We start from the raw sequence: 15908 nt of genomic DNA, 5'->3' as shown, positions 1-15908 counted from the left end.
GTGGCGTTTGCTTGTTTGAGCCAACTATACAGGACGGTCTTGCTGACGCCCTCCTGGCGAGCAAGCTCAGCGACAGACATGTTGATAGGAGGCAACAGCTTCTTGAGCAGTGCGGATTTATGTTCATCAGAATAGCGAGTCATCGAACCCTTCTTCCGCCCCCGGTCTTCCATTTAGCGTGATCTGTTTAGGCGACAACTATCCTGACACCGGGGGGGAGCACCATTTTGTTAGCCGCGGCATACGCGCTGACCATGTGGATGGTGGATGTGCGATCCTCGCGGTCGTAGGAGCTGCGCAACGTTTTGCCATCGATAGCCACGAGGGCACCGTCTGTTTGCTTATTGATGGCGTTGGTCAAACGAATGAAGGCAGTTTGGAACTGCGCTGGCTTGATGCGAGAAATGATCCTAGCGATGGTGTCGTGAACAGGAATGCCGTTTTTAAACAACGCCAAAAAGATCAGTTCCATACAACAGCATGCATGCTAAGTAATTCATCTTCTACATTAGCAATCTCACGTTTCCTTACATCCCCCTAACTTGAGCAATCACTATTTCTGCATACTAGCTCTCCATTGTGATAATTAACTCACTAAATAAAACCACATTAGATATATACTCGCATGAGTATATAAAGGGGGTTGGCATGCAGGAATGGGATCCAGAAAAATTCACCAGTTTCGAGCAGTTATGTGAGGCAAGTCTTGCCACCATCGCAGAAAAAACAGCCGCTGAATGCCTCTACCTCTGGTTACAAGCACCCACTAGTCTGCTCTATCGCTTCCAACAAGATCGAGGGCTCATCACGCTCGATGACACACAGCTTGCCACGCTACCACTGCCCCATGAGTTTATTTCACACGCGGTGGCTAAAGGACAAATGATCGTGGAGCAGGTCTCGCAATTAGAGGAGTCCCATTCTACCCAATCTCTAGCACAACCCAAGTTACGCGCCTGCTTTCCTCTCAAGCGCCAACAAGAGCTGACTGGCGTCATTTATCTTGAGACCCACCGCCGTCTTGATCGGCTCTCTCGTCATCAACGACAGGGTATCCAGCTACTCACTCACTACCTGACCGCAGAGCTAAGCAATCATCTGTTGGCACGCCAGATCGATCTGGAACGGGGTCACCATCACCATACTCAGACTGACCTAGTGCATAGTCAGCGCCTACAAGGCTCATTTCTTACCATGCTGCAAGCACTGCACCACGTCAGTGTGAAGCTGTCATGTAGCCAGAGCGAAGCTCAGCTGCTCTATGATGCAGTGCTGCTGGCCCGCCAAGAGCTGCTGTTTGACCGAGTGGCTATTTTTCTGATCGAGCCCGATGGCAAAACCATGCGCGGTACTTGGGGAACTAACGAAGCCGGTGAACTGGTTAATGAGCAGCATTTCATCAGCCCAATCCCCAATCACCCCACCGTACAGGAAGCGCTACGGCGCAAAGACTATGTATTGGTACTAGAAGATGCTCCCCTGTACTACGAACATCAGCAAGTCGGCTGGGGCTGGAATGCGATGGTTTCTTTGTGGAATGGCCCTGTGCCTATTGGCTGGATCGCCGCAGATAATCTGCTTTGTCACCGCCCGCTCAAGGCCTATCAATGTGAAATTTTTAAACAATATGCCGCCATATTGTCTCAGCTGTTGATCAGGCAGCGAACTCAAGAGGAGCTCGAGCAGCTCAACCACCAGCTCGAAGCAAGAGTAGCAGACAGAACGATGCAGCTGGCAGCGACCAACCGTGCATTAGAAGAGGCTAATCACCGCCTCTCCTTACTTTCCCTCGAAGACCCTCTCACAGGGATTGCTAACCGGCGCCAGTGGGATATTACCATGCAACGAGAATGGGAATGGGCCCGTCGTCATCAAAGTTTACTGGCGGTGCTGATGATCGATGTCGATGAGTTTAAAGCCTATAACGACCACTTCGGCCATGCGAAAGGAGATAAGTGCCTCCAACAAGTCGCCGAGGTACTCAAACAAGCTGAGCGGCGCCGTACCAATTTGGTTGCCCGTTACGGTGGCGAGGAGTTTGTGATTCTGCTCTGTGGCCCGCTCCTGGGTGAAGCAGAGCAATTGGCGGTCCGTATTCATGAAGCGCTAGCGGCCCTCCGAATCCCTCACCCGACCTCTAGTGTTGCGGATTTTATTACAGTGAGCATTGGCTTTAGCTATCTCGTCCCTGCTCAAGATGGCACTTGGCAAAGCTTAACTGAACAAGCAGATAAAGCGCTGTATCACGCCAAATCACAAGGAAGAGCATGCACGCTGGCTTATGGCTAGTGATCTGAAGATACCCGCAGCGTGAGCGTACCCCGCGAGTAGCTCATGTCACCCGCTAATTGCCCTCTGTCGCGTTCATCCTTAGCGCCGCTTCCCGTGCAACGGTTCAGGAGAAGCTAACGCCGATAACAGCGGTATTGACTTGCCATTATCAGCGCAGCTCCCCTTGCACTGCTAGCCTCTAATCCATCACGAATGCTGACCTTGGGCTGTCGCCATTCACTTAGAGGATCGAGGGTAAAAGTTCGGCGTAATCATCAATCACAGGGAAAGCGGTAATCTGCTGCCCCGGCTGATGGCTATCTGGACGCTGAATGGCGAGCTGGTAACCAATTCCATAATCCGCCGCCGCTTTTAAAATCCGCTCACTATCATCGATAAACAACGTGCGGGCGGGATCAAACGCCAGTCGTGCCGACAGCGCCTGCCAGCAATGGGGGCTCTCCTTCGACCAGCCCAGCTCGTGGGTACTCACCATCAGGTCAAGATGATCACGCAAGCCTAACCGCTGATCCTTCACCGACACACTCGCGGGATGGGCATTGGTAAACAACACCCGCTGTTTGCCCGCTGCCTGCAAGGCAGCCAGAAACGCGATAGCGTGCGGCCGCCACTGGATTTTAGTCAGGATCTCTTGCTTGAGGGCACGAATATCGAGCTGCAGTACCTCACTCCAATAATCCACGCAATACCAGTTAAGCGTGCCATTAACGGCGTGATAATGGGTGTCTATCTCTATTTTGGCGGCGGCCAGCGCCATACCACGACGCTCGGCGTAACGCTGTGGCACCAACTGCTGCCAGAGGTAATTATCAAAGTGCAGATCGATAAGAGTGCCATCCATATCGATCAAAACAGTGTCTATCTGGTGCCAAGGAAAGAAAGTCGACATGAGGCCTCTTAATGGGTCAACCCAAGATGCTAACAGGGGCGGCATTATAACGAATTTTTCCGTTACGTTTCGCGGGCTTGTCCCGTGGTGTTCGCTCAGGGAGTCGTTTACTCTTGAAGCATGGTTTTTTAACGAGCTACCCGCCCCATGACTCAACCTTCCCCGCCTCCTGCTGTACCAATCTCTGCCGATACCTTGGCACAGGAGAAATGCAAACCTCAGATCCTCAAGGCCGAGATCGTCGCCCAGAGCAGGTTGTTCAAAGTAGAAGCTTTGCACCTTCAATTTGCTAATGGTGAAGAGCGGGTTTACGAGCGGCTACGCGGTGGGAATCGCGGTGCCGTCATGGTCGTTCCCCTGCTCGATGCCAACACGCTGCTGCTGGTACGCGAATACGCAGCAGGCACCCATAGCTATGAGCTTGGCTTTCCAAAAGGCTTAATTGATCCGGGCGAAGATGCCTTCGAGGCAGGTAACCGAGAACTGATGGAAGAAGCCGGATTTGGCGCTAATCGCTTGATCGCCCTTAAGCAGGTGTCGCTGGCGCCGGGATATTTTGCCAGCCGGATGGATATTTTGTTGGCCCAAGAGCTGTTTCCCGAGCAGCGAGTCGGTGATGAACCTGAACCGCTCGATGTGATCCCATGGCCACTGGATCGGATTGACGAATTACTGGCTCGCCCCGATTTTAGCGAGTCGCGTAGCATCAGCGCCTTACTGCTTGCCAGCAAATGGCTAGCAGAGCAGTCAAACTAAACCACACTTGGCCAAGGTGATAACACCAGAGGATCACACAATGCAGGAGTTACTGGCTTGGATACCTGGGGTGAAGGAGATCGCCCGTGAAGCGGGGCGTATTCTTCACGAAATCTACCACAACGGTCAGTTCGAGCGGCAGTTAAAAGAGGATGAGACCCCGGTGACCAGCGCCGATCTCGCTGCGGATGCCTATCTCAAACAGGCGCTATCGGCGCTTACCCCACACTTGCCGGTCCTCACCGAAGAAGCGGCAGAGGTGCCTTTTAACCAGCGTGCTAGCTGGCAGCAATATTGGTTGGTCGATCCCCTCGATGGCACAGGTGAATTCATTGCAGGCAGCGGCGATTTCGCCACCCTGATCGCCTTGGTGCAACAGAATGTACCTGTGCTCGGGGTTATCTATGCCCCTGAGTCAGACGTGCTCTATTGGGCGGTGCGTGGCCATGGCGCCTTCAAAGAGGTAAACGGCGAGACCTATTCCATCAGTGCCATGCACCACCAAGATGGCCAGCCAGAGTCGTTGGTGGTGGCCATCAGTCGGCGTCAGAAGCGGGAGAACCTAACCCGTCGCCTTAACCCATCTCTCAACTACGAGTTAATCCCGCTTGGTTCCAGCTCGCTTAAATCCTGTTTGGTGGCTGAGGGGGCGGTTGATTGTTATGTCCGCCTTGGCCCTACCGGTGAGTGGGATACCGCAGCGGCTCAATGTATCGTGGAGGCGGCTGGCGGTCGCATTCTCAGCTTGGCACTGCAGCCACTGAGCTATAACCAGACTGAGTCGCTGGCCAACCCCGACTTTATTGTGATGGGGGACCCCGCACTCGATTGGCATGAGATCCTGACTCCCCCCTGATCACTCGGCCAGCACAAGCGACCTCTGCTAGGCCTCATTCATACCATCCGCTCGTTATCTATAAAGCATCAGGGCCAACCTACGTTGGCCTTGATGCTGTTATCTTGGCTCGCTGGGTATCAATTCACTACCGCAACGTTGATGCTGCCATTGCCCTGAGTCATCCGCACGCGGGCGCCCGGCACGAAAGTTGGGCTCGCTTTTTGTACAACCACAATGGCTTCCCCGTTCTCTTTTTTGATCTCCAGCTCGACGCCATCGACCTGATTGAATTTATCCCCTGCGGCTTTGCCTGCAGCAGCCCCTGCAATCGCACCACCAGCAGCCGCAATATCACTGCCACGGCCACCGCCGATCGTGCTACCCAGTAAGCCGCCGACGACCGCACCACCAATGGTGCCGAGCAACGAGTCTTCATCCGCTTGGATCTTGACCGGACGAGTAGAGATGATGCTGCCGTAACTGACCGTCTGCACCTGCTTAGCGCGATCTCGGGTATACACATCGCCAGAGTAAACATCGCTATTAGCACAACCCGTGATAGTGGTCACCGCAACCATTGCAACAAACGTCATACGCTTCAACATAAGAGGCCTCCTAGGCTGCATGTAATGTAAATAATCAAGTAAACGCATTCACTTTATCCCAACCCATTAGTACAAAACATCTGCAATATGTAACCAATTATGTGGGGAAAACAGACCATGTATCGGTTGTAACAGGCTCAAAATAGATTCTTTTCCAGCACCAACCGCGACTCATTAGGCCCAAAATAATCATCCACCTGCGTCAGACGCTGATAATCAAGGCACTCATAGAGCTGCCGTGCCGGGTTATCGGGCGACACCGTCAGCCTCACACTCACTATCGGCACCTGCCGCAGATTCTGCTCCAGCTGTGCGATCAAACGCTGAGCTAAACCAAGCCCGCGCGCGTCGGCCAATATGGCGAGGGATAAAAGCCATCCCTGCGACCTATCTTGACCCACGGCCCCCAAGATATAGCCAAGTAACTGGCCCTGATGCTCTGCGACTAGCAGTAAATCGGGCCATAAATCCATGGCCTGGCGAAAAAATAAAGGGGGATAAAGCTCATCGCCAAAAATCTGCGCCTCAAGCTGCCAGATTGCCTGCATATCGCCGTGATGGGCAGGGCGGATGAAACTATCGGGATAAGGTGAGGACAACGGTAAGCACTCCGCCAAGATGGATGCCGCCACCATGGTGCATAGTGCGCGGCATCCGTGAGACGCTAACAGCGAGCCATCAAGCAGTTCGTTAGATCAGGCTAGTCGCCTGCTCAAGCCAGCTCAGATCCTCGCCCTCTAGCAAGGGGCTCAGACGACGGTAAACCTCAGCGTGATATTCGTTTATCCAGCGAAACTCCGCGGGGCTCAGCAGGCTACGGTCGATCAATCGGGTATCAAAAGGCACATAAGTTAGCCGCTCGAAGCCCAGCATCGGCAACTCACCAACCGGTTCCAACTCGGTGACCACCACCAAGTTTTCGCAGCGGATACCAAACCCATCTTCGCGGTAATAACCTGGCTCATTGGACAGCACCATACCGGGCTGTAAGGCCACCATACTCCCCTTCGGGGCAATGCGCTGCGGGCCTTCGTGCACGCTGAGGAAGTGACCAACCCCATGACCGGTGCCATGGTCATAGTTATAACCCGCTTGCCACAGTGGCAGACGCGCCAGCACATCAAGCTGAATACCTGCGGTGCCATGAGGGAAGCGAACTTGATCCAAGGCAATATGGCCCTGCAAGACCCGCGTGAACATGGCTTTATGTTCATCGCGAACGTCGCCCACCTTAACGGTGCGGGTAATATCCGTGGTGCCATCCAGATATTGACCACCGGAATCCACCAGATAGAGGCTATCTTGGCCAAACAGCCGTGGCGTGCCATTGGTGTGACGGTAATGGCACATGGCGGCGTTGGGGCCAAGGGCTGAGATGGTATCAAAACTCGGCTCGACATAGTGCGCCTGCTCGCGACGGAACGCTTCCACCTGCTCGGCGAGCGTGCCTTCATCCACCCCTTCAAACTCACCGGAAGCGATCAACCGATCCAACCACGCAAGGAAGCGGGTCATCGCCACCCCATCACGCAGGTGAGCGGCGCGAATACCGCTCAGTTCGATGTCGTTCTTGCACGCTTTGGGCAGCATGGTCGGGTCCAGCCCCGCCACCAACATTGCCCCCGCGTCTTCCATAATCAGCTGGGTCCAGGCATTAGCCGTGTTGGGATCGGCCAGCACTTTTTGCTGATCTTCACCAATACGCTGCAACACGTCACCCAGCTTATCGATGGGATAAACCGACACATCTTGCCCAACGTGCTGGTTGAAGGCGAAGCAGTCGAGCTTGTCGGTATCAACGAAAAAATCCATGGTGCTGTTGGCGTAGAGCACCGCAAATCCGAGCACCACCGGCAACCGCTCAATGTCACGGCCACGCACGTTAAGCAGCCAGTTGATGGGCTCAGCTTGGGTGAGCAGCACCGCATCCAGCCCCCGTTTGCGCAAGTCACTCGCTAACAATTCCCGCTTGGCTTCACTCGATTGGCCGGCCAGCGCTTCGCTGTAGAGAATAACGGGCGCTTTGCCCGCTGCTGGGCGATCGTGCCAATGCAGATCGATGGGATTCTCTGTCACCCGCACCAGCTCGATACCATGGTCGGCCAGCACCGCCTGCGCAGTACGATACCAAGTCAGGCTATGCAAGCGTGGATCGAAGCCGACGCGGGCCCCTGCCGGTAACTGCTCTGCCAGCCATTGCACATGGGGCTGCTCAATCAGATGAAGGAACTCAAAGAGGGAGGCGGGGGCCTGCATCCGAGCCTGTACGGTATAACGTCCATCGACAAACAGGGCGGCGCGATCTGCCAGCAGGATGGCCAACCCCGCAGAGCCGTTGAAACCCGTCACCCAATCGAGCCGCTCGGCGTAAGCGGGGATGTATTCGCCTAGATGCTCATCATCATGGGGGATAATGAATGCGTCCAGTTCCTGCATGGCCAGTTCGGCCCTGACTTGAGCGACCCGGGTTTCAATTGTCTCGAAATTGTTCATGTCGTGAATGCCAGATGGTTGTGATGTGAGGGTTCAAGTCGTCAAGCCGTGACCGAGGATCTGTTTGATCGACTGGCCTGCCGCGTGAATATGTTGCTTGAGCAATACCGCCGCTTCATACTTACGTCGAGCACGGCATAAATCCAATAATTCCGCATGTTCGCGCTCTGCTTTATCGATCCCACCTTGGGCAAACAGTAGCTCAAAACGCACATAGCGATCACAGCTCAGATTGATCTGGGCGATAAGCTCAAGCGCCTGCGGGCGGCCAGCGGCCTGATAAAGGGTGGCATGAAACCGATGATTCAATTCAGCCCACTGCTCGACCTGAGAGCCAGACTCCAGCGCCTGATCAAACTGGGCCAAGATGGCTTGCGCCTCGGCAAACGTGGCTTCCGTCATGTTATCGACGGCGTGAAACAGGGTATCGGCTTCCAGCAATGCTCGCAAATAAAAGAGCTCGTCGATGGCCGAGGCATCCAGCATGGTGACCACCGCGCCACGATGGGCTTCAAACTTAACCAGCCCTTGCGCTTCTAGCTGCATCAAGGCTTCTCGTACGGGGATGCGGCTAACCGCAAACTCCTTGGCAATCGCATCTTGGCGCAGCGGCGTCCCCGCAGGAAACTCCCCGCGCAAGAGTCGGCCGCGTAGGCTCTCCATTACCATCTGGGTGCGGGTCTTGTAGGGTGGGGTCATGGTTGGATCACGCAGCAACACAGCAAGCGGGTGAATTGGCTAAAGTGTGGCTGAATCTACCCCGTCAAAGGGGGTAAGGCAAGGCTTACGGCCCTGCGCGGCCACTTCCTGCAACGTTTGCAGCGCCTTAAAACAACCATGCCGGTCAGCATAGCTGACCGGCATGGGGTTATTACCGTCACCTTAGCGGGTTACAACTGCGGCCCTGCCGTAACCAGACGCTTGCCCTCTTCATTGTCGGTGAAGCGCTCGAAGTTCTTGATAAAGCGCTGGGCCAGATCCTGCGCCTTGGCGTCCCACTCGGCCTGATTGGCGTACGTGTCGCGCGGATCGAGGATCGCCGGATTCACATCATGGAGCGCCGTTGGCACCGCCAAGTTGAAAATCGGCAACTGCTTGGTCTCGGCCTGTTCGATGGAGCCATCGAGGATGGCGTCGATAATGGCGCGGGTATCCTTAATCGAGATCCGCTTACCCGTACCGTTCCAGCCGGTGTTGACCAGATAGGCCTCGGCCCCTGCCGCTTCCATCCGCTTGACCAGCTCCTGACCGTATTTGGTCGGGTGCAGGGAGAGGAAGGCCGCGCCAAAGCAAGAGGAGAAGGTCGGGGTCGGCTCGGTGATGCCGCGCTCGGTACCGGCCAGCTTGGCGGTGAAGCCTGAGAGGAAGTGGTACTTGGTCTGCTCCTTGGTCAGCTTGGCGACTGGGGGCAACACGCCAAAGGCGTCGGCAGTCAGGAAGATCACCTTGGTGGCGTGGCCGGCCTTGGAAACCGGCTTGACGATGTTGTCGATGTGATAGATAGGGTAGGAGACGCGGGTGTTCTCGGTCTTGGAGCCATCATCAAAGTCGATGGTGCCATCGGTCGCCACGGTCACGTTCTCCAGCAGCGCATCGCGGCGAATGGCGTGATAGATGTCCGGCTCGGCCTCTGCAGAGAGCTTGATGGTCTTGGCGTAGCAGCCCCCTTCGAAGTTGAACACCCCATGATCATCCCAGCCATGCTCGTCATCACCGATCAATTGGCGCTTGGGATCGGTGGAGAGGGTGGTCTTGCCGGTGCCGGAGAGGCCAAAGAAAATCGCCACGTCGCCGTCCTGACCCACGTTGGCAGAGCAGTGCATGGAGGCAATGCCACGCAGAGGTAAGAAGTAGTTCATCATCGAGAACATGCCCTTCTTCATCTCGCCACCGTACCAGGTGCCACCGATGAGCTGCATCTTCTCAGTCATGTTGAAGGCCACAAAGTTCTCGGAGTTGAGGCCCTGCTCCTGCCAGTTCGGGTTAGTGCACTTGGCGCCGTTCATCACCACGAAATCCGGTTTGAAGGTGCGCAGCTCTTCCTCTGTCGGGCGAATAAACATGTTTTTGACGAAGTGAGCCTGCCACGCCACCTCAGTGATAATCCGCACCGCGAGGCGGGTGTCTGGGTTAGCACCGCAGAAACCGTCGATCACAAACAGCCGCTTGCCAGAAAGCTGCTTGGTCACCAATGTTTTCAGATGTGACCACACTTGCGGCGTTATCGCTTTGTTATCGTTTTTACCTTGATCTGACCACCACACAGTATTCTGGGTAGTGGCATCTTTAACGATATATTTATCTTTAGGGGAGCGTCCGGTGAATATCCCGGTGTTCACGTTAACGGCACCCAGCTCGGTCACCACGCCTCGCTCGAACCCCTCAAGATCAGAGCGAGTCTCTTCTGCGAAAAGCTGCTCATATGAGGGGTTGCGCACGATTTCTTGGCTGTTTTTGATACCGTATTGGTCCAGCTCTAATTGTTGGGCCAGGGTGGGTTCTGCCACAATTGTCATTGTATTCTCCTGGGTTCAGAGGTGTGTAGGGTTCTATCTGGCATTCACTCTATCACTTAGGTGGTAGAGTTTAGCGATCACCATCAAACTTTATAAAATAGGGTATTTTTTTGTTATTAAAGTTAAAGGCGGGTTTTGCCCGCCTTTAATTAGTGTAACGTGTTTGCATCATTGCCGGGAGCCCTGCCAAACAGGGTTTCGACATCGATCCCATTAAATTGGTACTGGGCACCGCAATAATCACAGTGCATGTCGATCTTGCCGAGCTCCTGCACCATCTCCATGACCTCTTCTTTTTCTATCTGCAACAGGGCCCCTTCGCAGCGCTCGCGGGAACAGGTACAGCGAAAAGAGACCGCCTGTGGATCGAACACCCGCACCTTGTCTTGGTGGTAGAGGCGATAGAGGATCTCTTCCGCTTCGAGGCCAAACAGCTCTTCATCTTTAATCGTGGCGGTGAGCTGGGTCAGGTGATCGAAGTCGTTGCGATGATCTTCGCTCTGGGCGGGCAGCTCCTGCAGCAGAATGCCAGCAGCCCGTGGCTCACCTTGGTGATAACCGGTACGGATCCACAGTTTGGTCGCCAGCTGCTCCGATTGGGCAAAATAGTGCTCCAGACAACCGGCTAAGGTATCCGCTTCCAGAGCAATAATGCCTTGGTAACGCTCCCCTTGATCTGGGGTGATGGTGATGACCAGCTGACCGTGACCGATCAGGCTTTGCAACTTGCCATCGCTCGGCAGCTCACCCTCAAAACGGGCCACACCGCGCAGCTGCTGCTGGTGATCGCCGTTGATGACAGCCAAACGGACTGGACCATCCCCCTGCAATTGCACCGTGATGGAGCCTTCAAACTTGAGGGTAGCGGTCAGCAAACTGGTAGCGACCAGTAACTCACCCAGCAGTTTTTGCACTTGCACTGGGTAGGTCTGGGCTTCCACCACGTGGCGGTAGGTGTGATCCAGTTGGACCAGCTCGCCACGCACTTCGTACTCTTCAAATAGATAGCGATAGAGCAGATCTTGGTTATTCATCATGTATTCCTAAGTTGGGCGGTGAGATCAATCGGGCGGGCTGGGGGTGAAGCCAGCCCGGTATCAAATCGGGGGGTCAGTACTGTTTGACCTTGAGCAACTGGCGTCGTTCCTGCTTATCAGGGCGACGCTCGGGGCTGGGAGCAAACTGGCTGTTAAAACGGCGTGCCTCACTGTTCTCGGCTCGTTTTTTCAGGCTCTCTGCCGTCTCTTCATAGAGCAGCTGGGCCAGTGGCGCCGCTTTGCGCTGCTCGCTGAGGGCCAGCACCCGCACTTCGCGCTCATCCTGCCCCTGCCAGAAGCGGATCAGTGCCCCCACTTCCACTAGCTTACCGGGTTTGCTGCGTTGGCCATTGTAATGCACCTTGCCCCCGTCAATCTGATCTCGTGCCACGGAGCGGGTCTTGTAGCAACGGGCCGCCCACAACCACTTGTCGAGACGAACCTCAAGGGTACTTTCTGCATGATTGGGCATGAATAGGCTCCATAACGGGGATAAAGAGGTAGTCGATTATACCAGAGCACAAGGTCGGGATAGAAACCGAGCAGCCGCTGCGCGGGGCGCAAACCCGAGCAAGGTGATGCAACCTATGGGCTGTTGGCTGATGCACAAGGGAAAGTCGGTGGTTTATTGGCCACTCATGGGGCTGGGAAGGTGTTTATATCTCGCATATAACGCTGCCGCCCCGGTTTGGCGCGGCAGCGTTCACATCCATCGACCATGGAGTCAGAAGTGATCGTGCTGATCCGGCTTCTTCTGGTCGTGTGGGCCTTCGCTGTGAGCGATGGCAGTGCGAATGAGGTCAACCCCAGCGCGAATAATATGCACCCCCATGTGGACCAGCTTGACGCACACCCACATAAAGGTGATGAGCAAAATAAGCTTGAGCACGGTCTGAAACGCTTCCAGAAAGTTCTGCTCCAGCTGAGCAGTCAGGCCATTGGCGCTGCTCATCAGCCAGGTGTAGACCTCGCGCACAAACGGGATGCGGCTTGGCATCTCCAACACGTCCAACGCGGCAGGCAAAGCCTGAAAGATCACGATGCTGCCAAACAGGATTAAAATAACGCCGATAACGATGCCGAGAAAAAAACCGAGCTGTCTCATGGAGGACCCCAAGGTAAAGATGGTGAGCACAATAAGAAAAGCCAATAGTAGGGAGTGACCCGCCGCATCGCAATGGCGATGCGATATCAAAACAACCACTCCACATCGCAACCTTGCTTGATATGCCCCGCCAAACATTGCCTAACCCACTGATTTCTGTGACTCTGTCGCCACTTTTCTCGGTCAGGTGATGGGCCATGTTAACACTGCGATTATGGCTGTTAATGGCGCTGGGTGCCGGGTTGCCCATGTTCGGGCATACCGCCAGCGATCCCAGCGCGGCCGTCTGCGCAATCCGCTATCAGGATCAGTGGTTACTGGTGCAAGACCGCGTCTCCACTCGCTATAGCTTAAGTGGCGGTTATCTTGACCGCGGTGAATCGTCGCAACAGACGGCGCTGCGCGAACTGTACGAGGAGACAGGCCTGTACGGGGAGGTGGTCGCCCCCCTCGGCCGCTGGCAGCGGGCCGAGATCTTTGCGTGCCGCACCCGCGCCCCTATCGTGGCCCAGCACGACACTGGGTTCGTCTCTATCCTTCAGGCCCCCGATTTGGGCGGGGAGATCTTAAGCGCTAGGCTCGTGAGCGCAGCGCAGTTGCCCCGCGATCAACGCCGTTTTCCCGATCAGATTGACTGGCTGCAAACTCGGCTGTCCCTCGTGCCGGAGAGCGAGGTGCGCTGGCAAGCGGATTTCATCGGCCAAGGCAACGTCCTGCACCAGACCGAGATCCCGCTGATCCAAGCGATACAGCAACAGCTTGGCCGCGATGTGTGGTGGCTCACTGGCAGTAATCTGTTTGGTTCAGGCACCTTTCAGCTTGCCCTGATACCGTTGCTGCTCCCGCTGCTGGGCTGGCCACGGCTGCGCCAGCTACTGTTTGCCATGCTCTGGCTCGGCGTCATTATCCAAGGGAGCAAAGCAGAGATCGGCTGGCCACGGCCGTTTCACCTATTGCCAGAGCTAGCCACCCAAAGTGCCCAAGGATTTGGGATGCCGAGCGGCCATACCGCCTCAGCCTTACTCTTTTGGGGCATGTTGCTGACCTGGTATTGGCCCACTCAGCGCTGGCTAGCCACCACCTTGGCCTTGCTACTTGCCAGTATGACGGGGCTAGCTCGGGTCTGGCTTGGCGTCCATTTTATCTCGGACGTGGTGGCAGGCCTGCTGATCGGGGCACTATTACTGGCCCTGCAACGGCGCTGGGCGGCAACTCCCTCTCCCCTCGGCTGGCAAGGATTACTCGTCGTTAGCATCCTGCTGGCCAGCTGGAATCAATCTGCTGTGCTGGCGGGGTTCGGGTGCTTGGCACTCGGCGTGATCCTCGGGGAACGATGGCCGCTACGCAAACAGGGCTACCCCGCCATCAACGTAGCCGCAACAGCCCTGACGGGAGGCGCGCTATTAGGTGGCTTGCTCTGGCTACTTCCCCTGTTGACCACCAGCTCCTTGCTGCTGTTGTTGGGGCAATGGGCACTTTATTGTGGATTTGGGCTCTGGTTGAGCGCTGGCCTCTGGTGGATACTGTCACAGGTCAATACTGATATTTCACCCCGGGGCCCTGCCCCCGATAAGGGAACGCGATGAATATAAAGAAAATGGATCTAGCCAAACTGACACTGGGCGTGCTGTTTATCAGCATTCTTATTATCTCTTGCTTTATGGTGCTGCGCCCCTTCTTACCCGCCTTGGTGTGGGCCACCATGATCACCATCGCTACTTGGCCACTGATGTTGATGATGCAGCGGATGCTGTGGGGCAACCGCACCTTGGCCGCCCTGTTTATGACCATGGTGCTACTGCTGATCTTTGTCATCCCCCTGTTTATGGGGCTTGCTAACGTGGCAGAAAAAGCCCCCACCCTGATCGAGCTGGGCACCACCATTAGCCACTCGCCGCCCCCGGAATTACTCTGGCTCAAGCAGATCCCGCTGGTCGGCGGCAAAATTTATGAATTCTGGCGACAGATCCTCGCCAGCGGCGGCCAAGTGCTCTTTACCAAGCTGGCCCCCTATTTTGGCCAAACAGCCCGCTGGCTGGCCTCACAAGCCGGCAATTTAGGCCTGCTGTTTGTCCACTTTCTGCTGACGGTGGGGATTTGTGGTCTGCTCTACCACTCAGGTGAAGTGGTGGCGGCCGGCATTCGCCGCTTTGCCCATCGCTTAGCTGGGGAACGGGGCGATAACGCCACCGTGCTGGCCTCGCAGGCGATCCGTGCGGTGGCAATGGGGGTGGTGGTCACTGCGCTGGTGCAATCCTCGGTAGCCGGTATCGGCCTGCTGATTGCCGGCATCCCCTACACCATGGTGCTGGTGGTGGTGATGTTCTTGCTGATCGTGGCACAGATAGGCCCCTTCCCCGTACTGCTGGCCTGTATTGGCTATCTCTACTGGAGCGGCGACACCACTTGGGGCACCTTCTTGCTGGTGTGGTCACTGTTGGCAGGCACCATGGACAACTTCTTGCGCCCCTTCCTGATCAAACGCGGCGCCGACCTGCCACTCATCTTGATCTTGGTCGGGGTGATCGGCGGCTTATTGGCGATGGGGATCATTGGCCTGTTTATTGGCCCAGTGGTATTAGCTGTCAGCTACACCCTGCTAGATGCTTGGATCAAGGAAGATGACCAACCGGCGACCGCAGCGGTTGAAGCGCCCAAGGCCCAATAACGATTCAGTAAAAAGACGAATCAGTCACCATCGCTGATGCCAGGAGCCGCCCATAAGGGTAACCGTTCACCGAGAGTGGCTTGACAGGAAAAAAGAGACGATCGTCTCTTGATCCTCCTTTGCCTCTTGCATGATCCCGCTCGTGTTGCATCATCACTGGCATGACCAAAAAGCACCCGACACCGGCCGTTAATTCACTCACCCTCGAACAGGCCCACGAGCTGATACATAAGCTGCTGGACCGTATTACCGAGTTGGAGGACCGCCTCAATCAGCACAGTGGCAACTCTTCCAAGCCCCCCTCCAGTGACGGGCCGGGAAGCACGCCATCTGCCCGGCTGCGTCCGGCTTGCGGTAAAAAACGTGGCGCCCAGCCTGGCCATAAAGGCCAGCGGCGGGGACGCCATCCACCCGATGCCCGTCTGTCCGTGGTCTCTTACTATCCGCCTGAGGATTGCCCCTGCTGTGGTGGCAAGGTGTTGGCCCATGACAAGCCTTATCGGGTGCATCAGGTGTTTGAATTGCCCGAGGTGAGCTACTTCGTCACCGAGCATCAACTGTTTCGTGCCACCTGTCGTCACTGCATCAGCACGACGGAGGCCGCGCTGCCTGACTCGGTCAGCGACACCCAGATGGGCTCGAACCTGCTCAGTTACATCGCCCTGCAAAGTGGGCAGTTCCATCAGAGCGTCACCCAGATACAACAGCA

16 protein-coding genes and 1 pseudogene are annotated in these 15908 nt (G+C 55.7%); 6 read left to right on the top strand and 11 right to left on the bottom strand.

Going from position 1 to position 15908, the window contains the following annotated elements:
* Both CUC53_RS02210 and CUC53_RS02205 read right to left on the bottom strand, forming a co-directional pair.
* On the bottom strand, positions 1-143 hold a 143-nt coding region (locus CUC53_RS02210), incomplete at its 3' end, for a transposase (protein WP_157798175.1).
* A 74-nt stretch (positions 144-217) separates the two neighbouring features.
* Positions 218-451 (bottom strand): annotated as a pseudogene (locus tag CUC53_RS02205) (ISAs1 family transposase); the annotation flags it as partial.
* A gap of 197 nt (positions 452-648) precedes the next feature.
* Between CUC53_RS02205 and CUC53_RS02200 the strand changes: the two are divergent.
* Positions 649-2289 (top strand): GGDEF domain-containing protein, encoded by a 1641-nt coding sequence (locus CUC53_RS02200; RefSeq protein ID WP_100292651.1) that lies wholly within the window; start codon positions 649-651, stop codon positions 2287-2289.
* 223 nt (positions 2290-2512) lie between these two features.
* Here the strand turns inward: CUC53_RS02200 and yrfG are convergent, their stop codons facing one another.
* The gene (gene yrfG, locus CUC53_RS02195; protein ID WP_100292650.1) at positions 2513-3181 is read right to left on the bottom strand and encodes a GMP/IMP nucleotidase; all 669 of its coding nucleotides are present in this window, start codon (positions 3179-3181) and stop codon (positions 2513-2515) included.
* Between the two features lie 147 nt (positions 3182-3328).
* Between yrfG and nudE the strand changes: the two genes are divergently transcribed.
* Both nudE and cysQ read left to right on the top strand, forming a co-directional pair.
* Positions 3329-3937, top strand: coding sequence for an ADP compounds hydrolase NudE (gene nudE, locus CUC53_RS02190; protein WP_167386658.1), 609 nt, complete (start codon positions 3329-3331; stop codon positions 3935-3937).
* Between the two features lie 40 nt (positions 3938-3977).
* Complete coding sequence (cysQ, locus tag CUC53_RS02185) at positions 3978-4793, top strand: 3'(2'),5'-bisphosphate nucleotidase CysQ (RefSeq protein WP_100292649.1); 816 nt, start codon at positions 3978-3980, stop codon at positions 4791-4793.
* Positions 4794-4912: 119 nt separating this feature from the next.
* Here cysQ and CUC53_RS02180 read toward each other — a convergent pair whose 3' ends face one another.
* The 8 genes from CUC53_RS02180 to CUC53_RS02140 form a co-directional block, all read right to left on the bottom strand.
* Positions 4913-5380, bottom strand: coding sequence for an outer membrane lipoprotein (locus tag CUC53_RS02180; protein ID WP_100292648.1), 468 nt, complete (start codon positions 5378-5380; stop codon positions 4913-4915).
* Positions 5381-5517: 137 nt separating this feature from the next.
* Positions 5518-5928, bottom strand: a complete 411-nt coding sequence (locus CUC53_RS02175) for a GNAT family N-acetyltransferase (RefSeq protein ID WP_236757847.1) — start codon at positions 5926-5928, stop codon at positions 5518-5520.
* 142 nt (positions 5929-6070) lie between these two features.
* Complete coding sequence (locus CUC53_RS02170; RefSeq protein WP_100292646.1) at positions 6071-7873, bottom strand: aminopeptidase P family protein; 1803 nt, start codon at positions 7871-7873, stop codon at positions 6071-6073.
* A 33-nt stretch (positions 7874-7906) separates the two neighbouring features.
* Positions 7907-8572 carry a GntR family transcriptional regulator gene (locus CUC53_RS02165; protein ID WP_100292645.1) on the bottom strand — a complete coding sequence of 222 codons (666 nt, stop codon included), beginning with the start codon at positions 8570-8572 and terminating at the stop codon, positions 7907-7909.
* Positions 8573-8763: 191 nt separating this feature from the next.
* The gene (gene pckA / locus CUC53_RS02160; RefSeq protein ID WP_100292644.1) at positions 8764-10389 is read right to left on the bottom strand and encodes a phosphoenolpyruvate carboxykinase (ATP); all 1626 of its coding nucleotides are present in this window, start codon (positions 10387-10389) and stop codon (positions 8764-8766) included.
* A gap of 149 nt (positions 10390-10538) precedes the next feature.
* Positions 10539-11423 (bottom strand): Hsp33 family molecular chaperone HslO, encoded by an 885-nt coding sequence (gene hslO, locus CUC53_RS02155; RefSeq protein ID WP_167386657.1) that lies wholly within the window; start codon positions 11421-11423, stop codon positions 10539-10541.
* A gap of 76 nt (positions 11424-11499) precedes the next feature.
* On the bottom strand, positions 11500-11898 hold the full coding sequence (hslR, locus tag CUC53_RS02150) for a ribosome-associated heat shock protein Hsp15 (RefSeq protein ID WP_100292642.1): 399 nt from the start codon (positions 11896-11898) through the stop codon (positions 11500-11502).
* A 252-nt stretch (positions 11899-12150) separates the two neighbouring features.
* Positions 12151-12531 (bottom strand): hypothetical protein, encoded by a 381-nt coding sequence (locus CUC53_RS02140; protein ID WP_100292653.1) that lies wholly within the window; start codon positions 12529-12531, stop codon positions 12151-12153.
* 224 nt (positions 12532-12755) lie between these two features.
* On the opposite strand from CUC53_RS02140, the gene CUC53_RS02135 reads away from it, so the two are divergent.
* The 3 genes from CUC53_RS02135 to CUC53_RS02125 form a co-directional block, all read left to right on the top strand.
* Positions 12756-14117, top strand: a complete 1362-nt coding sequence (locus CUC53_RS02135; RefSeq protein WP_236757846.1) for a phosphatase PAP2 family protein — start codon at positions 12756-12758, stop codon at positions 14115-14117.
* Positions 14114-15199 (top strand): AI-2E family transporter YdiK, encoded by a 1086-nt coding sequence (gene ydiK, locus CUC53_RS02130; RefSeq protein ID WP_167386656.1) that lies wholly within the window; start codon positions 14114-14116, stop codon positions 15197-15199. The genes CUC53_RS02135 and ydiK overlap by 4 nt, the downstream gene beginning before the upstream one ends.
* Positions 15200-15360: 161 nt before the next feature.
* The coding region (locus tag CUC53_RS02125; RefSeq protein ID WP_201796701.1) for a DUF6444 domain-containing protein at positions 15361-15908 on the top strand (548 nt) is incomplete at its 3' end.

The organism is Aeromonas cavernicola, from assembly GCF_002795305.1.
Lineage (GTDB): Bacteria > Pseudomonadota > Gammaproteobacteria > Enterobacterales > Aeromonadaceae > Aeromonas > Aeromonas cavernicola.
This window is presented reverse-complemented; position numbering and strand designations above follow the sequence as displayed.